The sequence below is a fragment of the Vibrio sp. HS-50-1 genome (assembly GCF_024747315.1).
Classification (GTDB): domain Bacteria; phylum Pseudomonadota; class Gammaproteobacteria; order Enterobacterales; family Vibrionaceae; genus Vibrio; species Vibrio diabolicus.
The window spans coordinates 387,482-411,126 of record NZ_JAMPZF010000004.1 but is presented as its reverse complement, the minus strand read 5'-3'; the positions used below and the strand labels follow the sequence as shown (position 1 = coordinate 411,126).

Below are 23,645 nucleotides of genomic sequence, written 5' to 3'. Positions count from 1 at the left end.
ACACCATATACTCTCCCACATCGAAACAAAACAACGTTTAAGCACACATGTTGGGAGCAAACAAATGAAAATGAATCATGTCGGTATTATGGTCGGAGATATGGATAAAGCGGTTGAGTTTTACACGCAAGCGCTTGGTCTAAAAGTCGTTATGGGCAACACGAAAGTGATTGAAGAACGCGAAACCGCAATTGGCAGAATGTGTATTGCGGTCTTTGGTGAGGGCTTTAAAGGCTTCAACATTGCGCATCTAGTGACAAGCGATGGCATCGGACTTGAGTTATTTGAAATGAAAGAGCGTCAAGAACGCCATGAAGTGGATTTTTCTCGCATCGGAATCTTCCATTTCTGTTTGCAGACGGACGACTTTGAAGGTGCAATCAAGCGCACTGAAGCGTTGGGTGGTAAAGTTCGTATGGACATCATGCGTTACCACCCAGAAGACGATAACAAGCCTGCGAAAATGGTCTACCTAGAAGACCCATTCGGCAACCTGTTCGAGCTTTACTCACACACTTATGAAGAAACTTACGCTTCTGAATACGAGTAATTGCATCAAGCAACACAACCGGGATCAGTACGTTATCGAACCCGGTTGTTCAAACCGTTTCACCAACTATTGTTACGACTCAATGCCTAACGACTTCATCAACGATTCAACGGTATTGTTAACCCACAATATCAACGGATCATTGCGGCGCTTTACGCTGTAAACGTAACCGAAGTTACCTTCTAATTTCGGCAGCGCGTCATCAAATTCGATAAAAGAAAAACGCTTATCTAACTGATTGATCAAGTGACGCGAACAAGGAAACAGAACATCGCTATCCGCAACCAAATTCAAAATGGTGTTGATGTGCGTGGTACGCAGTTGAATTCTTGGGACAACTGAAAAAGGCTGTAATAGGCGCGAGATATGATCTTCTTTTTCATTCCAATGTTGGATGATGTGAACCGCGTACGCGTACTCTGAAATGTCATCCAAGTACATGCGTTTACCACCATGCGGATGCGTCGCGCTGCAGGCCAGAGCAAAGTCGTCCCGCCCGCCTTTTTTCTGAACCAGATGCTTCGGCAATTCCATAGGGAAATAGTTGATGCCAAAAGCGATTTCACCCGCATCGATTTTGTCTGGCGTGGTTTCCGTCCAGTCTTCGATCACCAAGTTCATAAACGGCGCTTCTTTGGCTAGCAGCTGAGTAAACGCGGCAGAAAACCATTGCGCAATGGACGAGTTAATCGCAACACGCAGAACACTGCTTTCGGTCGCGGGATCAAAACTATGAGAAACATTCACTAGCTTGTCGATGTCATTGATGATCCCAGAAAGCTGCGCTTTGATCTCTTCGGCTTTCGGCGTGAGCTCCATATTGGTGCCCTTACGCACTAAAATGTCGTCGTTAAACAAATCCCGAATTTTACGCAAGCTTCGGCTCACAGCAGGCTGGCTGGTGCACAAACGCTCCGCAGCCGTTGTGGTGTTGCGTGTTTCAAGAATCACCGCAAGCACCTTGAGCAAATTGTAATCAAAGTTCATCAACGTTATCTCTTTAGCTTTTCTCAAAGCATATCACTTTTGATATAGACTAAATACTCACAATTCATTTCTGTAATAAACGGGGGAACGACTAAGCTTAGCTGGAAACATATCCTCACAAACAAATGGATGAAACCAGCCATGAAACAAAAATTACTCGTTACTCTATTGGGATTATCAGCGCTAGGAGCCAGCTCTGTATTTGCGGCTAACACCAATGTTGATCTTGCAGAAGATGCTTATATCTACGGCTACTCTATCGATGAAGCGTACAAGTTTTTCTATCACACGGCGGTAGAAAACAACTATCCACTGAACCGCTTTCAGAATATTCGTGCTCTAGCTGATGACTCTTACACCGCTCACCCAACCATTAATAACGATACGCTTCACCTTATGGGCTGGTTAGATGTTGCTGCAGAACCTGTCATTGTGAGCGTGCCTGATATGGATGAAGGCCGTTACTGGATCTTGCACACAATGGACATGGGCCACTACACCAACGCAGCGTTCAGTTCTCGTACTCGCGGCACAAAAGGCGGCCAGTTCATGTTTGCAGCACAAGATTGGCAAGGTGAAGTGCCAGCGTCTGTCGACGAAGTGGTTCGCGTAGACAGCAATCTTGTGAAGCTGATGGGTCGCATCATGGCAGTGAATGACGAAGACGCAAAAGTCGCGCTTAACTACATGGACCAATGGAACATTCGTACCCTATCGGAATATTTAGGTAAGAACGGGCCAAAACCAGTACAAAGAACGTATCCAGATCCAAAAAATTCAACATGGCTTGAACGCGTGAACTTCGTGCTATGTGATGGCTCGATGGGCAATGCAGACAAACAGTGGTTGGACAAATACCAATCTATCGGCGTTGAACCATGCAAAACTGACTTCACACCTGAGCAGCTAAAACTGGCAAAAGTTGGTGAGAAGAAAGGCATGGAACACCTCGTCGAACTTGCACCTAAAATGACAGATGCTCGTACGTTGCTTGGTACACGCGATACCTTGGGTGATGCGCCACGCGATATTTTTGCAGAAGGTACTTACCTTGGTCAGTGGGGTTTACCACCTATCGAAGCGTCTTACCGTAAATCAGATTTCGACAGCACTGGTCAAAAACTGGATGGTTCGAAGCATGATTACGTGATGCGCTTTAAAGCGCCGAACGTCAGCGAATTCTGGTCTGTTACTATTTACGGCAACGACAACCGTTTGATGGTGAAAAACGACCTAAACCGTCACAGCCGTGGCGACCGAACCATGAAAGCGGACAAAGACGGTTACTACACCATTTACATGAGTGCGAACGAGAAAGGCCGAGCAGACGATCCAAACTTCTTGCCAGTACCTGAAAAACCGTTCTACGCCATCATGCGTTTTTACGGCGCAGACGATGCAATCCAAAGTGGTGAGTATCAAATGCCTGAAATCAAAGTAGTTAAATAATTCGTTTTAACGAACCACTACTCTGTCGCCTCCTTAGCTCGTAAGTGCGTTAAGGAGGCTTATTTCAAGGTGGGTGCCTAGGGCGAACATCTAGCCCAAAAATCAAAGAGACGCCCACTGAATCTAGTGATTATTTTTATTTAGGTATCGTATGGATTTTAATCTAATCCAAACCTTTTTAATTGTTGCTGAATATCAATGTTTGCGAGCTTGGGCGCGTGACCAATTTGCTACAAGCCTAAACGCCTGACTCGGTCGCACATCAAGGCGTTTCGCCAAAAACTCTTTCTCTCTTCTTAAACGCACTCTTTATGACTAAATGCGCATATGTTAAAAATGGCTTAACGATCAATATGGACGTTCAGGTCGTATACTTTTCCATAACCGCACAAAAGGAGTGAAGCATGCCCACCAACAACCCAATCGCAATCCAAGCCCTTGATCATGTCGTGTTAAGAACGTGCAACCTCGACGCCATGTTGCATTTCTATCGAGATATTTTGGGCTGCCCTGTCGAGCGCGAAGTAATGGAGCTTGGTTTAACCCAGCTCAGGGCTGGTAACGCATTGATTGATGTGGTGACGGTGGACAGCGAGTTAGGGCAACTTGGCGGAAAGCCACCAGTTCAAAATGGTCGTAATATTGACCATTTTTGCCTGCAACTAGCGCCTTTTTGCGAAAATGAAATACTGGAATATCTGCGTTCGAACGGCATTGAAACCGAAGAGTTTGCGAAGCGCTACGGCGCACAGGGGTTCGGTCGCTCACTCTATATTCATGATCCGGAAGGAAATGTCGTCGAGTTAAAACCTCAAGTGATTGATGAGTAAGCTACACTTAACTGTGTTACTGACCATTTGTTTCTCATCATTGTAGAAGGCTCAAAAAAATGAACGCGATCTCGTTAGTCCAAGGCGACATTACCACCGCACATGTCGATGCCATCGTGAATGCAGCAAACCCGAGAATGCTCGGCGGAGGTGGCGTCGATGGTGCCATTCATCGCGCAGCAGGGCCTGCGCTTATCAATGCGTGTTATGCCGTTGATGATGTCGACGGTATTCGATGCCCGTTTGGTGACGCACGCATTACTGAGGCTGGCAATTTAAACGCGCGTTACGTCATTCATGCCGTTGGCCCGATTTACGATAAATTCGCCGATCCAAAAGCGGTGTTGGAATCTGCATATCAACGTTCGCTGGATCTCGCGCTCGACAAGCATTGCCAAAGTGTGGCACTGCCTGCGATTTCTTGCGGAGTGTATGGTTACCCGCCCCAAGAAGCAGCAGAAGTCGCGATGGCCGTTTGCCAAAGACCGGAATACGCGGCACTCGACATGCGCTTTTACTTGTTTAGTGAAGAGATGCTTTCGATATGGCAACACGCCCTGACCCAGCACTAAAATCTGTGTGACAAGAGGCATAAAAAAACCGGACTGCCAACACAGTCCGGTTTGTCTTATTTGTCACTGAATTATCGTTCGTTAAGCGCTACGAATGCTAGGGGGGTCATCCAAAGCGCTTAATGTGTGCGATCTAGTTTTTGAAGAATCCGTTGTACATCATGTACAAATGCGCCGCAGACCAAGAGAAGTTCGACGCACCTTGTACCGCGCCCGTCTCTGGGTTGTAGTTTTCACGGATTGGCATGTCACCCGTCATACCTTCTGCGTTGTTAAACAACTCATTCGCCATTGCAATCGCTTCTTCTTTGTAGCCGTAGTTTTCCATCGCACGGAAGCCAAAGTACACTTGGTCTAGCCATACACGACCACGCCAGTACACATCTTTACCGTAAGCAGGGTTGGTCTGCGATGCGGTCGGCAAAGGCACACCCGTTCCTTGGAATTTATCTGGCGTGTTGAACTCGTCTTGATCACGCATCACCGCGATCACTTTATCGGCATGCTCTTGCGTTGCTGCACCATTAAACAGCGGCGACCAACCTTCAGGGCCACGTCCACGCTCTACAATCGGCAAACCCGCACAACCATTTGCAAGAGGCGCAGGAGTAGTGCCATCTTTAGCCACATTTAAGTGAATGTCGTAGAAGAATCCTGTGCTTTCATCAAACATACATTGGTTAATGTACGTCTTGATTTTTTCTGCGCCGTTAAGGAATTCTTGCGCACGATCTTTACCTTCTACGCCATCGGACACCAACTTCGCCATTTCCGCTAAGTATTTGTTGTCTGAGTACATGTAAGAGGCTTGATCCACCGATTCTTGCAGCATAGAGAAGCCAAGCAGCTCGCCGTCCGCAGCGTTATTGTTGGTGCGGTTTTCTGCAAAACGAACTTCCCAATCTTTCTTCGCAAGATCGAGTTTCGCTAAGTTTTCCGCTGACGTATTACTGTACACCCACTCTTCGCCTTCCAGCTTGATGCTGTTATCAAAGCCGTACGCACTTGCCGCGTAGCGACCAAGTTGATCCACATTTCTGTCTGGATTGCTGATGTCTTCAGCTTGCGAATTCATATTGTGGATGTTGTAGATAAAGCCAAAACGAGCCGCGTTATCCATGCCCGATTCCCAGCCCGCCGCTTCTTGTGCGCCGACGTGAATCGTCATGTAATCCACTTTATCGAGAATCTTATTGTAAGACGCCATGCCTTTTACTTTATAAGAATTGTCGTTTTGCTCGATGATGTCTTCTGCAGGAATAATGGTCGTGAAGTTAGGATCGCGCGTTTCTACCCAAACGTACATCACGCCTTCTTTTGTATTGTGTGCTGGGTCCACTGCCGCGCCGTATTCAGGCACACCATTTTGGTTGTGGTCGCGGTTGGATAGCCACCAATCGTGGTATGCCACCAACTTCGGATACATTTCATCAATGAATTTTTGCGCGTCTTCTGGGCGATCAAACTGGTTCACGAGAGCGTGATACACCTCCATCACAGACCATGCCGCCAACGAAGGTTTCGTATTGCGTTCGTTCCAGTTTTCAGAGCCAGCACCACCACGACTAACAGGTTTGGTGTACGTCAACACATCCAGCAAGTAGCCTTTGTCTTGCGGACGAATCTTGTCATCAGCTTGAACTTGCTCTTGGAATACCGTGCGAATGTTGTCCATCGCAACATCTGGGTTGAAATGCGCCATCGCGTACGCTTGTTTCCACGAATCCCACGGCCACGTTAAGTTACCAGAGAACCAACGCGCAGTGACCGATGGCGTGACTGTCGCTTGTTCAATATCGCCCGCCGCAGAGCGCCAGTTACCGTTTAGGGTCTCCATCGCTTTTACCGCTACGCGAGCTTGGTCTGCTGTCGCTTCTTTGTTGATAAGACCATTCGCTAAATAGCCGTCCCAACGCGCTTTCGACGCTTCCATGTATTGAGTTGGATTCGCCAATACATCTTGCAATTTCAACGATTCTGACTGCACTTCTTTCGCATTGTGCAGGTTAGAATACGCCGTATAAACCGCCGATGTTTGCTCAGCTGGTAGGCTCATCTCCGCGGTAGAACTGAATGAGGTTTCGTTGGTGAACGTCTTCGTCGGTAGAGAACGAGTAATGCGGAACTCGGCATCGCGGTCATTACGAATCGCCCAGTTGTCTTTCATCTCGCTAAAGTTAATTTTAATGCCGTTCTCGATGGTCGAAATCTGGCGCTTGTAATCTGGGTAGTACTGCGCCACGGTTTGGTCTTTGCGCGTCGACAGCGCGTATTTCACCAACTCGCCGTCCCACTCCAACGCCAAGTTCATATCACGATCAGTTTTGTTAGTGATGAGCGTTTCCACCAGCGAAGAACGATCAGTCACGAAGCGCAGTACCATTTGCACGTGAATATCGTCCAAGTCCAACACCTGCACTAACGCACCTGGAATGGAATAGACTTTCGCTTCTGCGTTCGATAAATCGTAAGTTTGGCCACTCACTTTGTCGGTCAACGTGAGCTTGTCGAACGTTTGGCCAGACATAAAATGCGCGTACTCTTGCGTTACTTGCATAATACCGCCAAAAGCGCCATAACCCGCCGCATCTTCAGGTAGCAAATGGCCATGCCACGCGCCGTTGTCCGTGAGTGCGTTGTACTTCAGGTTCGAATAACTGTCGTAATCACGCAGGTAAGTTGGATTACCAGTACGATCAATCACGTTAGTAAATTCTGAAGTTGGCGCCTGTGGTAAACGGATTTCAGTTTTATCATTGGAACCACATCCAACAAGCGAAATAGTAGCCCCGATCAGAATGGCAAGTGTGCTCTTTTTAAACATACTTTTTCCCTATTATTTACGTTATTTTTATATTCTCATTTATATAAATGAGTGTTTTTAGTGTGCAGAAGCCCGGCTCGCACTAAATAAGCACAAGCTTCCGATAATTATTCTTTTATTTTTCTTTAGCGACAGTGATGACTTTTAATAAATCGCCATTAATATTCGGAATTGTGTCAGCCAAAAATATCTGATTACCAGGTGTAAAAGTGAGTAAAACGTTTTTTAGGCGTTGACTGTTTTCACTGGTTTTATTTTGAACATCAAACTCAATTAATTTGTTGTACACTTCATTTGCCAGTTTTTCTTCTTGTTCTTCGGTAATCGCAATGCGTCCAACACAAATTGGAGGTCGAATATCGTGGCTAAACACTTCTTCACGAAAGCGCTGTGCAAATAGCGTGTCTAAATTTGAACCTTCTTCAAAAATAAAGCGGCCTGTATCTTTAAATTGATAGTGTTTATCCCCTTTCAGTTCAATGTAATCCATCATTTCTAGTGCACGTAAATAGAGCGCAACGGAAGTATCACTCAGCTGGTATCTCCGAGCGATCTCTTCTAAAGACCACTCAGGTCGACGCAAAAGATAAAGAAAATCAAATAAGTGAGGATATTGATGAAAAATCTCACTGTTGGTGTCGGTGATAAACTGTTCACTCTCTTGCTGCAGCTGCTTACCTCGCATGGATAACTCAACCAAATCCGTATCAAGGTGCGTGGCGTACAACAAGATTTTATCTAAACCAAGAGACGTATTGTGAAGCTGCCTTTTTATAGTGGAAAGCGGGATTCCAAGTCCAATAGAAAGCTCGGAATATCCAATGCCTTTTTCTTTTATTTTTTCTCGTAAAGCAGCAAGTAAATACGTTGCAGAATTATTCATCTAACAATGCCTGTATTTTATTTATTCAGCATCCATGATGATAAATTCAAGAGAGTCCTACTCTTGTGATTTTGGTCTCAATATTCTATCTTGTTGGCGTAAAACATATCTTATCCATTAAATTCTTTTACTTTTCTTTAACTGGATGCATTTTACCCACCCCGAACAAGTTATGGCCATTGCTCTATGGGCTTATCAAGATAATAGTCAGTATAATTGTTTTGAAGAGTAAAATTAAGATGGCAAAGATTTTTACTAAAACTTTTCTGATAAGAACGCAAATTTTCAGATGAAAAGTATCAAAAAATGACACCAATCGATTTATAAAAGCGTGAGATCACAATTGGAAAGTGAACCTATGGAAATTTTGAATTTCAATGACCAGTAAAAACCTTGTTATATTCTGAAAATAACAAGGTTAATTTATAAAATAATTATTGAAGTAAGATCATGTTATTAAGTCAAAATTATATCTGGCTCACATATTTCTTTTTCTCGCCACCATTGTTTATTTATATGTTCTTGATGAACGTAAAAACTCTCCCCCGGCATTGGCGTCAGCAGCGTTATATGTTCTTTTTGACAATGGGTAAGCAAATCTAAAATCGGTTCGTCCCAGCGGTGAGTAAACAGTTCGTATGTAGCCCAATGTACTGGCAACAGTTTTTTCGCATTTAAATCGCGAAACGCTTGCACGGTATGATGAGCCTGCATGTGCCCCCAGTTTTCGACCGGATAACCTTGGCCTTTCACATCGGCAGCCACTTCCAAACAGGCAATGTCGATTGGCCCACATCGCTGTGCGATCTTGGAAAAGTGCGAATCGTAAGCTGAATCACCACTAAAATAGAGCGTCTCTTCTTTGCCTTTGATGACCCAAGAAACCCACAAGGTCGAGTTTTTATCGAAATAAGTACGACCCGAATTATGGTTAGCGGGCGTACAAATCAGTTCGATTCCGGCATAGTGCACGCTATCCCACCAATCGAATTCCACGATGTTGTCTGCGCAAACGCCCCACTTTATCAGATGCTTGCCAACCCCTAAGGGTACATAAAACGTCACGGGTTTATCGGCGTAGAAACGTATGGTCGATGCTTCTAAATGGTCGTAATGATCGTGCGAAATCACGATAATTTCAGGAATCGGCAAACAATCTCTGGCATGGGTATTGGGAATATTGCGTTCAAACCACGCTTTTGCGATGAACGGAGAAGCGTAATCAAATACCGGATCGGTCAGAATTCGAATGCCATCGACCTCCACCAGCATACTAGAGTGGCCCAGCCAAGTAAGGCGCATCGATTCACTTCGCTGCGCAAACTGCGTGGGTTGAATTGGGGAATGTGGCAGATGTTCGTTAGGACTCAACGGCGTTCTACCACCAAGATAACTCCAACACACCTGCCAGAATGATTGCGGACTAGGGACGTTTGGCATCTCGTTTTTAACGCGGCCGTTTTCAAATTGAGGCGAGTGGTGAACACGGTGCGCCAACTGCGCATGGTAGGTTTGAGGCGGAATCAGTGAACTTGGCTTTTGTGTCTTTTGTTCACTCGTTAGGTATGTGCGCTTAAGTATCGTCTCAGACATATCGTAGTTTTGTCTCGCTTGCGAACGCTTAACAGTAGGTTTATTAAAACGTGCGTGTATGTCTATTTCGTGACCAAAATGAGGTGTAAGATGAAGATTCAGTTTCAATCAAACGTCTTCTATTTAAGGAAACGGTTCTCAAACCTTCTGAATACTGCGTCGGTTTGAAAGGAGAAAACTATGGTGACTTGCAGCCAATACGATTTTATTGAAATCGCCTGTATGTTTAAGCTCCCTATCGAGATCACACTAAAAAATGGTGAAACTCATCAGGGCAACGCGTTCGACACAGGCTACGACATGCAGCGACAAGAGTGCTTGTTTTTAGATATGGATGGTGAGCACACCGCCTTCCCGACTGAACAATTAGTCGCAATGCGCGCGCTCAAAGCCAATCCGCATTTTGATGAAGTGACGTTTGAGTAAACGTCCTTCTTTCACTGATACCGTCCAATAAAAAACGCCTCTCAAGCTGACACAACTTGAGAGGCGTTCTCTTACACGGTTCACCTGAACTTGTTGTTATTCACGCGACCGGATGAAAACCAGCATCGGCATCATGATCACGAACATCACTCCCACAAGCTGGAAGGTGTGCACAAACGCGACCATTTGCGATTGCTGCTGCAACATTTGTTGGTATTGGTCTAACGCAACCGGGTCGGTAATGGAAAGCCCCTGATTGGCCGCCCAGTCATGCAAGTTGGGGTTATAAGGATTAATACCCTCTCCCAGCGCATGCCATTGCTGCTGACTATCTCGATATTGGAACGTGGTGGCGATAGAGATACCAAACGAACTACCAATGGTACGGAACAGATTGTAAATACTCGCAGCCGCAACAGATTGCTCTTTCGGAATCGTTAAATACGCCAAGGTGGACAACGTCGAGAAGGTTAAGCCAAGCCCCATCCCCTGAATCATACTCGGCATCACAATCCAAAATGTATCGATCTGCAGTGAGTATTGCGTCATCAAATAACTACCAATCCCGATGCAGCTCAAGCCAAAGACTATTTTGATTCTGGGATCGAATTGCGGATTGAGCGTAATCACCAAAATCAACATCGCCGCTGACGCCAACCCACGCGGTGCCATTAATAAGCCAGTGGTTGAGACCGGATAATCCAGCAAGCTTTCCAACAGCATCGGTTGTTGAGTCGTCAGACCAAACATCGCCATCGACACCACGGCAATCATCAATGACGAGACCATAAGGTTTCGGTCTTTCAGTAGCCACAATGGCGCTATTGGACTTTTGGTTTTCCAGCTGCGATAGATCCACATCACCAATCCCATTACTGCGAGCAATATCGCCGTCTGAATCATGCGTGAGTCGAGCCAGTCGTCTTCATTCCCTTTATCCAACACAAACTGCAACGCGCCCACACCTAACGCCATGTAACCGATGATCCACCAGTCAAAGTTAGGTTTGGATTTGTTGTCGATGTGGATATAGCGATAAATCAAAGAGGTACAGATCAAACCGAATGGCAAGTTAATGTAAAAAATCCAGCGCCAATTGATATTGTCGGTGATCACGCCACCCACGACTGGGCCCAAAATAGGACCAAGCAAAATACCGATGGAGAAAATCGCCATCGCTTTGCCTTTTTGCTCATACGGATAAATCTGTACTAACGTCGACTGCGCCAATGGAATCACCGACGCGCCGAAAGCGCCTTGGATAATGCGAAATAGCACCATCTCTTCAAGAGACTGTGCTTGCCCACAAAGCGCACTGGCAATCACAAAACCGATCACAGCAACCAGCATGACTTTGCGTTCACCAAAGCGCGACACCCAGAAACTGGTCATCGGAATGAAGATCGCTTCCGCCATGCTGTAACCCGTCAGCACCCACGTAATTTGGTCTGCCGTTGCGCCCAACGCGCCCATCATGTGCGATAGCGACACGTTCGCAACGGTCATATCGATTAACACCATGATGGCAGAAAGCATCACGGCGACGGTGGCAATCCCCCGTTTGTCTGCCGTAATTTGATGGCTCATTGCACGCTACTTTGCAAATCAATGGTGACTTCTGAGCTCGCACCCACGCGAAGTTGCGGCGCATCGGCCGGTACTTCTAATGCCAAACGTACAGGGAAACGCTGTTTAATTTTAACCCAGTTACCCGTTGCGTTTTCTGGTGGCATCAAGGAGAACGATGTACCACTCGCTGGCGACAGCTGTTCTACCGTTGCTTTCCACACCACGTCTGGGTACATATCAATCACCACATCCGCATGCATGCCAGGTTTAATATGAGTAAGATCGGTTTCTTTAAAGTTCGCGCGTACCCAATAGCTGTCTTTTAAAATCACAGGGAACAGCGTTTGACCCACGCTAACGACCGAGCCTACGTGCGTATTGATTTCACCGGCAATGCCATCCACTGGTGACGTAATGTCGGTGTAGCTCAAGTTCAGCTCCGCTTGCGCTAACTGTGCGGCCGCTTGTTGAACAACCGCAGCCTCTGCGCCTTCTTCACCACGGTTCGCAATGGCTTTTTCTACCGTCGCACGCGCTTGCTCTAGGCTCGCTTGGGCATTGGCTAGTTTGTTTTTCGCCGTATCTAAATCTTGGTCCGACGCCAGTTTGCGTTTCACTAGAGAATCCGTACGTTTGTACTCCACTTGCGCTTCTGTCAGGTTAGAGCGCGCCGCATCTAAGCCCGCCACAGCTTCAGTTACCTGCTTATCGGCAACGTCATGTTGCTGGACCGCAAATTGGTATGCCGCTTTTGCTTGCTTCACTGCCAACAGATATGGGCGTGAATCTATCTTCAGCAGTAGGTCACCTTTGTTAACAGATTGGAAGTCTTTGACATCTACAGAAACCACTTGGCCTTTTACTTGAGGCGCTACCGACAAAATTTTTGCCCTAACGTAGGCATCTTCCGTGCTTGGATGACTGTCTGAATACTGCCAAGACCAATACATCGCACCAAATGCGATAACACAGAGAGTAAAGAAAAGAGTTTTTACCAGCTTAGATCTGGAGGAAGAATGCTTCGCGATGTCGCCGCTCATTTATATTGTCCACTTGTTCAATTATGTGATCAGTGTAGGACTTTTCGATCTTCCGACAATAAAATGATCTGCAAGGTAAAGATCCAATTTTGCATGTTGCTAAGTGGAGTAAATGATGTGCAATCAAAACGAGGATAAAAAAGAGGGGCAGTCCCCGTAACCGCCCCCAAAGTCATGCCAATAATAGTAATGTGCGTGTAACTACTGGTTTTTCTTAGAACTTGTAACCGCCGCTGATCATAAATACCCAAGGGTTAATTTTGACGTCGGTTTTTTGCTTCGCTCCACCTGCTTTGTAAGTTGCTTCTGTTTCAATGTTTGCGTACCACGCAGCAGCGTTGAGGAACCATTGATCGTTGATCATGTAGTCCACACCAATATTCGCTGCTAGACCGAATGAGTCATCCAACTTAAGATCTGAAAGACCAGCGCCTTTACCCGTGCTATTGAAACCCTCATCAAAGAACATGGTGTAGTTGAGACCTGCACCAACATATGGACGGAATTTACTTTGTGGCTCGCCAAAGTAGTACTGAACCATAAGCGTTGGTGGAAGATGTTTGGTGTCCGCGATATCACCAAGACCTAACAAATCTGTTGAGATATCGTGGCTGAATGGTGTTGCTGCTAGAAGCTCTAGGCTGATGTTATCTGTGAACATGTAGCCAAACGTCAAACCAAGCTGCGTATTTGAATCCACTTTCAATTCTTCTTGAGAACCAAGAATCTTATCGCTGCTGTCATTTGGAACGACAGACGCCGCACCAACACGAAGAACGAAGTCACCTTGTTTATGAGCGAAAACACTTGGTGACACGAGTGCAGCAACCACTGCTAGACTGCAGATTGCTTTTTTCATTTTTTATTTCCTTTTATAGGGCTTCGTTATGTCGTACCCAAAGGTGTGCCTGCTGACTGGCCTTAGATTTCAAGTAAACTCAGCGCCTTGAAGCACACGGGCATCTATATTTTTTTGAGCTGCGCGCAATCTAGCACATAGAAACCCTACTATTTTGATGGAAATCAATTTGTGAAAAATATAGGTTTTTTGTATAGAGAAACGCCATACCGATCAACAAATTATGCAAATCGGATACAATTCTGTAATGCAAACTGTGCGTGTGAGAAGCCATGCCTACTCAAAAACACGAATCCTCTCGCTAGGGCTCGTAGCCAGCAAAAACTTTTTTCTTCCTCTACGTCTTCTATTTTCAAAAAACAACCCACTTAAAACGCTCGTTTGACCCCTTAAAATCGCGATTTGAGGGGTTTGTAAAACACTGAAATACAAGAAGTTATTTTTCTGGAAAATCAGTCACTTGAAGTGCTAGTCTGCTCGCAGCTAAGGAGAAGACATGTTAAAAACCGATCTCATTTTTGAACGAGAAAACTTTTCTCACCACGATTTTCAGAATGCCACCTTTAAAAACTGCCACTTTTATATGTGCAGTTTCGACCATGCCGATCTGCGCGATGCTAAGTTCATCGACTGTCGCTTTATCGAATCCAAAGCGCTAGAAGGGTGTAGTTTTCGCTTCGCGAACTTAAAAGATGCCAGCTTCACGAACTGTATGTTGGCGATGAGCCTGTTTAACGGCGCAAATTGTATGGGCTTGGAGCTGCGTAAGTGCGATCTCAAAGGGGCAAACTTCCAAGGTGCGAACTTTGCTAATCGCGTCAGTAACACCATGTTTTTCTGTTCTGCTTTTATTACTGGCTGCAACCTCACCTACTGTAACTTCGAGCGAGTGTTACTAGAAAAATGTGACCTCTTTGAAAACCGTTGGAACGGAGCGAACCTCGCGGGGGCAACTCTTAAAGGCTCGGATTTATCTCGCTGCGAATTCTCGCCAGAACAATGGGGAACCTTTAACGTTGAGCAATGTGATCTGACTCATGTCGAACTAGACGGGCTGGATGTTCGCCGCGTTTCTCTGTTTGGTGTTAAAATTTGTGATTGGCAACAAGAGCAATTGCTTGCGCCTTTTGGACTGATCATTATCTAAGGAAAGGCCATGAACCTGTTTAAAGACTTACCGAATAACCTCGACGAGGAAGTGTTCGAAGACCTGCTGACCCACAAAAACCTGCGTATAGAACGCATTGTCTCAACAGGGCAAACCTCGCCCAAAAGTGGCTGGTACGATCAAGAAGAACATGAATGGGTATTGGTTCTTAAAGGAACTGGAGAGCTGACTTTTGAATCAGGTGTAGTGAAACGACTTGAGGCAGGCGATCACGTTACGATTCCAGCTCATACCAAACACAAAGTGAGCTGGACTGACCCAACGCAAGAAACCATTTGGTTGGCAGTGTTTTATCAATAAACACAAAACGATCTTAAATCGAAAAATAGGCGCTGAATTTGCTCGATACTACCAAGCCGTCACTGGCACTGTTTGATTTTGATGGCACCATTACCCGAGAGGATATGTTTAGCCTTTTCCTCCACTATTCTGCTTATGGCCTGCGCAAGCGAGTAGGAAAGGTCGCTATCATGCCATTTTATGCGCTGTACAAACTCGGAGTGTTACCCGCTCGTCTTATGCGTCCGCTCAGCAGTTTTATTGCATTTTCAGGGAAAGAAAAGCAGCAAATTGAAGCGATTGGCGCTCAGTTTGCCCATGAAGTGATCCCGCTGTACTTACGGCCAGAAGCGATGGAAAGGTTGGCGTGGCATCAACACAGAGGCGATACCATTGTGGTGGTGTCGGCATCACTCAATGCGTATCTCAAGCCTTGGTGTGAAGCGAACGGTTACCGCTTGCTGTGCAGTGAACTGATCTCAGAACAGCCAAAACTGAGTGGCTTTTACCAGCAAGGTGATTGCAGTTTAGAAAGAAAAGTCTCGCGCGTTAAGGCGGCGTTTTCGCTCGACGAGTTTGAGTCTATTTATGCCTACGGTGATACACACGAAGACATTCCGATGCTCAAACTGGCAGACTACGCGATGCTCAACTGGATCGAGTGGAGAGCAAGCGAATAACGATATGTGCTCTGATTTTCAAGACAACCACTCCACCAAAGTGGTCGTTTTAGACTGAAAAAACAAACCCTTCTCACATGAGAAGGGTTTTATTGATCAGGGCCCGAATAAATGGCTTAACGCCATACCCCCCATTGACCCGTTGTGCCTGGTTCCTCACCAGACGTCCACCACTGAGCGGTCCATTCTTTACCGTTGTGCGTCACCACATCACCTTGGTCGTAAACAGCCGTCTTGTCCCACAAGTTGGTTGGTTCAACTGGTGGCGGTACATCCGCTTTGATCAGTGACAACGCATAACTGAAGTCTGCGCTTGGCGCTAATACTTGGTTCGCATTCACGTTCTTACTATCAAACATGTAGTGGTTCATCTCTTGATGCCAAATGCCCACATACCAATCGCCCGTTTGCTGCGCGTTAAATTGATCCGCAATTTCTGCCGCCCAAGTAGCCGTATTGTTTGTGCTGATTGGTAGTGAAATATCAACAATTTCATTGCCTGTCGCATTAAACGTACGAAAACGGATGGTGTCACCCGCTTCTACTGGTCCAAAACCTTGCTGAACAAAGTAGCCCAGAGATGTCAGATTGTTGCCCGGTTCGGTTGGATCAACAGGGTCAGTCGGTGGCGTCGTGCCCGTTCCGTTTAACGTAATGTCACTACAGTTGTAGAAACCTTCACCAGCGACATCAATGCGCTGCCAACGAGTATAAAGCACCGCGTCGCCGGAACGATCAGCAGGGAAAGTCACCTGAATACGGTAGCGTTTTTCCGCATCAACATACACATCACCTGCGGTGTCGATCAGTTCTAAATCACTCCAAGTAAGCGGTTTTGAATCATCATAAGTCGGCTTGGTAAGATAGAATTCCCAGTACGATGGGTTGTGCGGCGCCTTGCCGTAAAACACCAATTCAATCTGGTTATTTGCATCTGGCGTAACATTGGTGCGCTGCCAGTTTGGAGAAGGAATGTTCAAACCTTTTTTAGCCGCGTCTCCAGCAGAACACAGTTCGCCATCTCGGACTACGGCTTTAACATGCTCCATATCTCGGTAATTTGGTACGTTTGCTGCAATTTCACTGCGCTGCACAAACGGGTAAGCACCAGATTCTTCAAAAGCCGCTTTACACGCTTGGTTGGGGATCTCATTAGTCCAAAAGCCACCGTCTAAATAACACGTATTTTGACGAGCGCTTGGAAATTCTACCCAGCCGTGGGCATTGACGTTAAATGAGCTCAATGCGGCAACAGCGCTTAAGCTCAAAAGAGGAAGTGTTACATGTGATTTCATCGTTCATCCTTAAATTTGCTGACTCGCCGCTCATGAACACAAGCGGTTTAAGCAAAACTAGCAGGATGAGATTATTTCGAAGGTGAGAATAAAGGTGGAAATTGTAAGAGTGCCATCTGCTTTCCAGCATTTGTTGTGTACTTATCTCATACTCGACTGACTCTTTCGAGTCACTTCAAATTCATGTGCCACAAAACCATGCCACTCTTGACCGACTAACGTTCGTCTTTCGGTGTGTCCATTACCACCATGGTTGTGATCGACTTAACGTGCTCACACTCACCCAGTACATCGGCATGGAACGCTTTATATGCGGCCAAATTTTGCGTTTCTACGCGTATTAAATATTCATTGGCTCCCGTAATATTGTGACATTCCACCACTTCATCTACAAAGCGCACGTGTTCTTCAAAACCAAGCTGTGCTTGCTTAGAGTGCGAGGCCAAACCAATAGACACGTAAGCGACAAAACCCACACCAAGTTGCTGATTATCCAGCACCGCTCGGTAGCCTTTTATCACGCCTTTACGCTCTAAATCTTGCACTCGACGTAAGGTTGCAGACGGAGATAAACCAACGCGTTCCGACAGCTCTACATTGGAGATTCTTCCGTCTCGCTTGAGCACTTGCAATATTCTTTCGTCAAATCTATCCATGATGATGTTTCATTGCTTATTTAGTTTCTAATCATCAAATAAAAGCACAATATTGACCTCAGTTCTACTTATAGTTGTTCTCAACTTATCGAGAACTGATTCAAGGAAAAATCTATGGAATATCATCAACTGGGCGCTTTGGCGTTGTTCGCTTTTGTCTCCACTTTTACGCCGGGTCCCAATAACATTATGTTGATGACCTCAGGGGCAAATGTTGGATTTAAACGCACCATTCCACACATGTTGGGCATTACCTTCGGTTTTGGTGCCATGCTGATTTTAGTAGGCATTGGTTTGATGAGTCTCTTCAACGCTTACCCGATTACTCACTCCATTTTGAAAGTATTGAGCTTGAGTTATTTGCTGTACTTGACGTACAAAATCGCCACGAGCGGCAAAACCGAAGCAAAACACGATTTTCGCCCGATGTCTTTTTTAGGGGCGGTGGCATTCCAGTGGGTGAACCCAAAAGGTTGGTCGATGGCGTTGACGGCCATTACGGTATACACCAGTGGCGGTTCTTGGCTTGAACTGACTTTTATCGCCGGTATCTTCTGTTTAGCCAACTTGCCATCGGTAACATTTTGGACCGCAGCAGGCATACAACTTCAACGCTGGTTGACCACATCTAGGCGTGTAAAAGGGTTTAACTATGGGATGGCAGCGCTTTTACTGCTGTCGACTATCCCAATGATATAGAAGACAAAATAGCCGTAAAACCGTGATCTAATACAAAGTTCAGGTAGATACTGAATCAATAATCACAATCTAACGCCACTTTTGGACAATGCCAGGGTCATAGTAGCGAAGCAATGCGCTATTTATTAAAGACACACTAATCATAAGTCACAGCTATTTTTAATGTTCGTTGCTTGCTCGCAGTAACTGCGATGAATCTATCACCCTAGCCAAAAGCTCATGAGCTTAAGGTCTTTTACACAAGGAGCGTTACACAATGCACACTCGCAAGCTTATTCTTGCTGCCACTTTTGGATTATTATTGGCGGGTTGCAGTCAAACATCCACCACAACCAATGCTGAAGTCATTCCACCCGAGTATCCAGTGGATTATTTCTTTAAAAACAGCGAAGTTTCTAGCTATCAAATCTCTCCTGCTGGTGACTACATCTCAATGATGAAGCCATGGCAAGACCGTAAGAACGTCTTTGTTTATCCCACAGATAACCCCGATCAGATAAAACGCGTCACATCCGTAACAGGGCGCGACATTGCATACTACTACTGGGTTGGCGAAGACACCGTAATTTACTCTCGTGATACGGGAGGAGATGAGAACTTTTATCTCGTGACGGTTAATGTCAAAACAGGCGAAGAGAAAACCATCACACCGACATCCGGTGTTGTGGCATACGTTATCGACACACTAGACAATCAACCCGATGACATTTTGATTTCGAGTAACGAGCGTAACCCGCAAGTTTTTGATGTCTATCGACATAATCTAAAAACAGGCGAAAATACTCTCGTCGCGCAAAACCCGGGCAATGTGCGCTCATGGGGTACCGATCACGATGGCAACATTCGTGTCATCACCACATCAGATGGTGTTAATACCTCCGTTTTATATCGCGATACGGTTGAAGATGAATTTAAGCCGCTAAAGAATCTCACTTTCAAAGAGAGCTTTAGCCCCATTTCATTCACGCCGGACAACAAAAACTTATATGTGGCATCACGAATTACGCGTGATAAATCAGCCATCGTTGAATACGATGTAAAAGCCAATAAAGAAATACGAGAAATCTTCTCTCACCCGGAAGTTGACGTGAATAGCGCTCACTACTCTGAAGCGCTTAATAAGCTGGTTTCAGTCTCTTACGTGACAGATAAAAACCACTATCACTTCTTAGATGATTCTTACCAACAAACCTTCGAGCGCCTCTCAGAGAAACTGCCAAATGTAGAAATTTCTGTAACTAGTGCGACGCGAGATGAAAGTAAAATGATTGTCGTCACCTACAGCGATGTCGATCGACCAAATTACTACTTCTACGATCGTAAAGCAGACAAATTGGAGAAATTGGCAGAAAACGCTCCATGGCATAAGCCAGAACATATGGCGAAGATGACGCCTATCCAATACACCGCTCGCGATGGAGAAACCATTCATGGGTACCTAACGCTGCCGAAGGGTCGAGAAGCCAAAGATCTGCCTTTGCTTGTGCTCCCACACGGTGGTCCATGGGCTCGTGATCACTGGGGATTTCAGCCTGAGGTACAATTATTCGCTAACCGCGGTATCGCGGTGCTGCAAATGAACTTCAGGGGCTCAACTGGTTATGGTCGCGAGTTTTGGGAGAAGTCGTTCAAGCAATGGGGACAATCCATGCAGGATGACATTACCGACGGTGTCAAATGGGCTACCGAACAAGGTTACGCACAAGATGGCAACGTATGTATTTATGGTGCCTCTTATGGCGGCTACGCAACTCTGGCGGGGGTGACATTCACTCCTGATTTATATAAGTGCGGAATCGACTACGTTGGCGTATCTAACTTATTTACCTTTATGGACTCCATTCCACCTTATTGGGCACCATTCCTTGCAATGTTACACGAGCAAGTAGGCAATCCGAATGATCCTGAAGATGCGAAAATGATGAAAGCCTACTCACCAGTGTTCCATGTCGACCAAATTAAGGCACCCTTATTGGTTCTACAGGGAGCACAAGATCCACGCGTGGTGAAGAGCGAGTCAGACCAAATCGTTGATGCACTGCGCGAACGAGGCGTCGAGGTCGAATACATCGTGAAGGAAAATGAGGGGCACGGATTCCGCTCTTTGGAGAACCGTCTTGATGGTTACCAAGCGATGGATAGATTCCTAAAAACACATTTACTTGAGCAGACTCAGTAAGCCTCTACATCGTTAAGTTCGAAAGGGCATGTTGGCGTGCCCTTTCTTATTTTTTCTACGTATTTTGCTCGCCCCAGTCCCCAGTACCACTGCAATACTCCAATAATCTAGCTCAATTCACAGTGTAAATTTATATAAAGACACTACCCTCTTATGAGAGATCTTGATAATCTTAAATGAGAAAGAGAATAATTATCGAGTAGAGTCAAAGATGAAGAAGAAGCCTCAACCTAAAACGATTGTTGTCACAGATACAGAGACAATTACCCCAAATATGCAGCGTATTACTTTGCAAGGTGAAGCGCTAAGCCAGTTCCCACACGACTGCGAAGGTAGCTACATCAAGCTATTGTTCAATGAGATGGGCGGTACCGATTTGAGCATGCTAAGCGACGATGACCGACCATTAATGCGAACCTATACTATTCGTCGTTTCCATCCGGAAACACACACCATCGAAGTCGATTTTGTCCGCCACACCACACAAGATTTACAGTGTGGCTTTGCCGCGCGTTGGGCGATGGCCGCACAAAAAGGCGATACGATTAATATCGTAGGTCCAGGCAGTATCTCTAATTTGAATACCGAGGCTGACTGGTTCTTTATGGCCGCCGATATGACAGCACTTCCTGCTCTTTCAGCGAAAATTCGTACGCTACCAGAAGATGCAAAAGGCTACGCCGTGATCAGTGTGATGTCTGCGGCCGACATCCAGCCTCTGCACGCGCCAGTTGGTATAGAGCTAATTTGGCTTACAGAAGGTCAAACCCTAGCAGAAGCGGTACGCGAACAAAAATGGCTAGATGGGGACGCCGCAGTATGGTGTGCCTGTGAGTTCGATTCAATGCGCGCGCTGCGCCAATATTTCCGCAATGAGAAAGAAGTCGAACGCGAAAATATCTACATCAGCAGCTATTGGAAACAAGGCGTGTCGGAAGACGGGCACAAAGTGATTAAACGTGAAGACGCGGAATCCAATCAATAGTGGTTCATGTCTTTTCGATTCCAGCTCTCATCCCAATAAAAACGCCCGGCATTACCGGGCGTTTTAGCAACATACCTTGTAATGAGGCACTTTAAACCGCTAATCAACAAGCTCTTGCGCCAAAAAGTCGATCAATAACCGCACTTTTGGCGACAAATTGCGACTTTGCGGATACAGCGCCCAAATGCCTTCGCGATCATCACGGTAATCGGTCAGCACCTCGACCAACTCACCACTGTCTAACGCTTCTTGAACGTAATAATCCGGCAGCTGCACTAAACCCAGACCGCGTTTCGCTGCGTCCACCAAAGCAAAACCGCTGTTGCATTTAATCCGTCCCGACACGCGCAAAGACTTATCGCGTTTATTTTCTTTAAAGTGCCAATAGTCGACAGAGCCAACCAAGCACTGATGCCGTCCCAATTCCGACAACGTATGTGGCTCACCAAAACGCTCCAAATACATCGGACTGGCACACACATAGTTTTGGCGCGACGAAAGACGTTTAGCAATCATGCTGGAATCTTGCAAGCGGCCAAGACGAATCGCCACGTCCACACCTTGCTCAATCAAATCCAGCTTTTGGTTGGTCAGCACTAAATCGAGATCCACACGCGGGTACTTTTCCAAAAACTGATGCAAAAGCGGCGCGAGGTTCATTTCCCCATACGTCACAGGAGCCGTCACGCGCAGTAAACCGCGCGGTTCGGTCTGCATTTGCGTTACGGCAAGCTCGGCCAGTTCTAACCCTTCCACCAAATGTTTACACTGCTGGTAATAGAGTTGTCCGGCTTCAGACAGGGAGACTTTTCGCGTCGTGCGATGCAGCAATTTCACCGCAAGTCGTTCTTCAAGTGCCGATACCCGACGACTGATTTGTGCCACCGATGTTTTCAGCTTAGCTGCTGCTCCGGTAAAACTGTTGGTTTCCGCCACAGCAACAAATTCGCTGACCCCTTCCCAATTCGCCATGCTGTATTCCTGTCGACCTCTTTTAGACAAATAGTGATGAAAATATTCTCGTCGCGCTACGCTTTGAAAACGGGAGAACTTTACGCGTCAGGCAACGGACGAAGATCGCCGTACTGCGCATCAAGCTCAATGCCGAAGTATTCTTTCAATGCATCCAGATAGGCTTGGCCCGGCTCTAACTCCAATTCTGTCTGCTCACCTTGGCTAGTGTATTTGAGTGTGTAGTTAAGCAATGTCACCAACCCACTTTCTGTTGCTTTCGCCGCGACTCTTGCGCTGGTAAAACGCGAGTGAGGAGAAGTGGAAGTAAAAAAGTTGCCACACGCGATATCACCGGCAAACACAAACTCTAAATCGAAGCTATAAAGGTTGTTCCATGTGTCCGTCCCATCCGTTGACAACACTTGAAGGAAGTAACCAAACTGAGCATCTTCGACAAAGCGGAAGGTTTGTAAATCCGTCTGAATCACTTGGTTGAGGATAAACGGCAATGGCGCGCGCGGCGTATTGGAGCCAAAGCCCACATCGACAATCCATGCTTGTTCATCCAGCGTCACCAACGTGATTTGATGACTACGGCCCGTTGGTGTGCCCGACACATGCACACGTCCTAGTAAACTGCGTGCTTCAAATCCGAGAGTATTGAGTACCTCAAGCATTAAGCCATTCAATTCAAAGCAGTAACCACCGCGAGAGTGATACACCGTTTTTTGAATGATGTCTTCAATCTCAACAGAGATGCCGCGCTGCAACGCAATATCAAAGTTCTCAAACGGTAGGCTGCGGTGCTGCGCCACGTGTATTTTATGTAATGTTTCTAAATCGGCAGGTAGCTCTCTTGGCAAACCGAGCTTGGTTAAATAGGCATTCAGATCCGTCTTGTTCATAATCACTCTTACTTCGCTGATGGGTTGATTGCGTTCTACTCTAGCCCCTCTACCTAACTTCAGGTCAACTGCCTTTTCCGCTTTCCCTTCCGCGTTGAGGAGGCATCACACTCTTATAATCTGCTTACCTTACCATTATTACGTATATGTAAAAATCATTTTCAAAATGGACGGATTATCATTTTTATTGAAACACCTAGAATGGATACCAGCAAAACGACGCAGCGCAGTAAGCAAACCTTAACTACGCTTATTACGTCACT

The 23,645-nt window shown here is 46.0% G+C and carries 22 protein-coding genes; 11 read left to right on the top strand and 11 right to left on the bottom strand.

Features of this window, described 5'->3' with window-relative positions; translation table 11 throughout:
- Window positions 1–64 precede the first annotated feature (64 nt).
- A complete protein-coding gene (locus NDJ01_RS04995; protein ID WP_005391929.1) occupies window positions 65–550 on the top strand; it encodes a VOC family protein in 486 nt (161 codons plus the stop codon).
- A 72-nt stretch (window positions 551–622) separates the two neighbouring features.
- Here NDJ01_RS04995 and NDJ01_RS04990 read toward each other — a convergent pair whose 3' ends face one another.
- Window positions 623–1,537 (bottom strand): LysR family transcriptional regulator, encoded by a 915-nt coding sequence (locus NDJ01_RS04990; RefSeq protein WP_180765796.1) that lies wholly within the window; start codon window positions 1,535–1,537, stop codon window positions 623–625.
- Between the two features lie 141 nt (window positions 1,538–1,678).
- Between NDJ01_RS04990 and NDJ01_RS04985 the strand changes: the two genes are divergently transcribed.
- The 3 genes from NDJ01_RS04985 (at window position 1,679) to NDJ01_RS04975 (ending at window position 4,388) form a co-directional block, all read left to right on the top strand.
- Complete coding sequence (locus tag NDJ01_RS04985) at window positions 1,679–2,986, top strand: DUF1254 domain-containing protein (protein WP_258586368.1); 1,308 nt, start codon at window positions 1,679–1,681, stop codon at window positions 2,984–2,986.
- Between the two features lie 404 nt (window positions 2,987–3,390).
- A complete protein-coding gene (locus NDJ01_RS04980; RefSeq protein ID WP_005497761.1) occupies window positions 3,391–3,816 on the top strand; it encodes a VOC family protein in 426 nt (141 codons plus the stop codon).
- A gap of 59 nt (window positions 3,817–3,875) precedes the next feature.
- Window positions 3,876–4,388 (top strand): O-acetyl-ADP-ribose deacetylase, encoded by a 513-nt coding sequence (locus NDJ01_RS04975; protein ID WP_199804139.1) that lies wholly within the window; start codon window positions 3,876–3,878, stop codon window positions 4,386–4,388.
- A gap of 133 nt (window positions 4,389–4,521) precedes the next feature.
- Here NDJ01_RS04975 and ygjK read toward each other — a convergent pair whose 3' ends face one another.
- From ygjK to NDJ01_RS04960, 3 genes are all read right to left on the bottom strand, one after another.
- Window positions 4,522–7,212 carry an alpha-glucosidase gene (gene ygjK, locus NDJ01_RS04970; RefSeq protein ID WP_258586367.1) on the bottom strand — a complete coding sequence of 897 codons (2,691 nt, stop codon included), beginning with the start codon at window positions 7,210–7,212 and terminating at the stop codon, window positions 4,522–4,524.
- Window positions 7,213–7,327: 115 nt separating this feature from the next.
- On the bottom strand, window positions 7,328–8,095 hold the full coding sequence (locus NDJ01_RS04965) for a transcriptional regulator (protein WP_258586366.1): 768 nt from the start codon (window positions 8,093–8,095) through the stop codon (window positions 7,328–7,330).
- A gap of 456 nt (window positions 8,096–8,551) precedes the next feature.
- The gene (locus NDJ01_RS04960) at window positions 8,552–9,688 is read right to left on the bottom strand and encodes an MBL fold metallo-hydrolase (RefSeq protein ID WP_258586365.1); all 1,137 of its coding nucleotides are present in this window, start codon (window positions 9,686–9,688) and stop codon (window positions 8,552–8,554) included.
- A gap of 180 nt (window positions 9,689–9,868) precedes the next feature.
- Here NDJ01_RS04960 and NDJ01_RS04955 point away from each other — a divergent pair, with 180 nt between their 5' ends.
- Window positions 9,869–10,114, top strand: coding sequence for a Rho-binding antiterminator (locus NDJ01_RS04955; RefSeq protein ID WP_005460845.1), 246 nt, complete (start codon window positions 9,869–9,871; stop codon window positions 10,112–10,114).
- A gap of 96 nt (window positions 10,115–10,210) precedes the next feature.
- Here the strand turns inward: NDJ01_RS04955 and NDJ01_RS04950 are convergent, their stop codons facing one another.
- From NDJ01_RS04950 to ompW, 3 genes are all read right to left on the bottom strand, one after another.
- A complete protein-coding gene (locus NDJ01_RS04950) occupies window positions 10,211–11,701 on the bottom strand; it encodes an MDR family MFS transporter (RefSeq protein WP_258586364.1) in 1,491 nt (496 codons plus the stop codon).
- The gene (locus tag NDJ01_RS04945) at window positions 11,698–12,723 is read right to left on the bottom strand and encodes an HlyD family secretion protein (protein WP_258586363.1); all 1,026 of its coding nucleotides are present in this window, start codon (window positions 12,721–12,723) and stop codon (window positions 11,698–11,700) included. Before NDJ01_RS04945 ends, NDJ01_RS04950 begins: the two co-directional genes overlap by 4 nt.
- A gap of 214 nt (window positions 12,724–12,937) precedes the next feature.
- Entirely contained in the window at window positions 12,938–13,582 is a 645-nt protein-coding gene (ompW, locus tag NDJ01_RS04940) for an outer membrane protein OmpW (RefSeq protein ID WP_258586362.1), read from the bottom strand.
- 496 nt (window positions 13,583–14,078) lie between these two features.
- Between ompW and NDJ01_RS04935 the strand changes: the two genes are divergently transcribed.
- The 3 genes from NDJ01_RS04935 to NDJ01_RS04925 are packed head-to-tail and all read left to right on the top strand — an operon-like array spanning window position 14,079 to window position 15,709.
- Window positions 14,079–14,729: a Qnr family pentapeptide repeat protein gene (locus tag NDJ01_RS04935; protein WP_005391967.1), complete on the top strand. Its 651-nt coding sequence runs from the start codon at window positions 14,079–14,081 to the stop codon at window positions 14,727–14,729.
- 9 nt (window positions 14,730–14,738) lie between these two features.
- On the top strand, window positions 14,739–15,050 hold the full coding sequence (locus NDJ01_RS04930) for a cupin domain-containing protein (protein WP_029865421.1): 312 nt from the start codon (window positions 14,739–14,741) through the stop codon (window positions 15,048–15,050).
- Window positions 15,051–15,088: 38 nt separating this feature from the next.
- Window positions 15,089–15,709: an HAD-IB family hydrolase gene (locus tag NDJ01_RS04925; protein WP_046875594.1), complete on the top strand. Its 621-nt coding sequence runs from the start codon at window positions 15,089–15,091 to the stop codon at window positions 15,707–15,709.
- A 116-nt stretch (window positions 15,710–15,825) separates the two neighbouring features.
- Here the strand turns inward: NDJ01_RS04925 and NDJ01_RS04920 are convergent, their stop codons facing one another.
- Both NDJ01_RS04920 and NDJ01_RS04915 read right to left on the bottom strand, forming a co-directional pair.
- On the bottom strand, window positions 15,826–17,004 hold the full coding sequence (locus tag NDJ01_RS04920) for a lytic polysaccharide monooxygenase (protein WP_145534104.1): 1,179 nt from the start codon (window positions 17,002–17,004) through the stop codon (window positions 15,826–15,828).
- Between the two features lie 215 nt (window positions 17,005–17,219).
- The gene (locus NDJ01_RS04915) at window positions 17,220–17,660 is read right to left on the bottom strand and encodes an Lrp/AsnC family transcriptional regulator (RefSeq protein WP_031813570.1); all 441 of its coding nucleotides are present in this window, start codon (window positions 17,658–17,660) and stop codon (window positions 17,220–17,222) included.
- 114 nt (window positions 17,661–17,774) lie between these two features.
- Here NDJ01_RS04915 and NDJ01_RS04910 point away from each other — a divergent pair, with 114 nt between their 5' ends.
- The 3 genes from NDJ01_RS04910 (at window position 17,775) to NDJ01_RS04900 (ending at window position 21,523) form a co-directional block, all read left to right on the top strand.
- Window positions 17,775–18,359, top strand: coding sequence for a LysE family translocator (locus NDJ01_RS04910; RefSeq protein WP_145534101.1), 585 nt, complete (start codon window positions 17,775–17,777; stop codon window positions 18,357–18,359).
- Window positions 18,360–18,615: 256 nt separating this feature from the next.
- Entirely contained in the window at window positions 18,616–20,538 is a 1,923-nt protein-coding gene (locus NDJ01_RS04905) for a S9 family peptidase (RefSeq protein ID WP_150334805.1), read from the top strand.
- A 211-nt stretch (window positions 20,539–20,749) separates the two neighbouring features.
- Window positions 20,750–21,523, top strand: a complete 774-nt coding sequence (locus NDJ01_RS04900) for a siderophore-interacting protein (protein WP_258586361.1) — start codon at window positions 20,750–20,752, stop codon at window positions 21,521–21,523.
- Window positions 21,524–21,622: 99 nt separating this feature from the next.
- Here the strand turns inward: NDJ01_RS04900 and NDJ01_RS04895 are convergent, their stop codons facing one another.
- Both NDJ01_RS04895 and NDJ01_RS04890 read right to left on the bottom strand, forming a co-directional pair.
- Window positions 21,623–22,495, bottom strand: a complete 873-nt coding sequence (locus tag NDJ01_RS04895; protein WP_005391982.1) for a LysR family transcriptional regulator — start codon at window positions 22,493–22,495, stop codon at window positions 21,623–21,625.
- Window positions 22,496–22,575: 80 nt separating this feature from the next.
- A complete protein-coding gene (locus NDJ01_RS04890; protein WP_258586360.1) occupies window positions 22,576–23,382 on the bottom strand; it encodes an arylamine N-acetyltransferase in 807 nt (268 codons plus the stop codon).
- Between the last annotated feature and the right edge of the window lie 263 nt (window positions 23,383–23,645).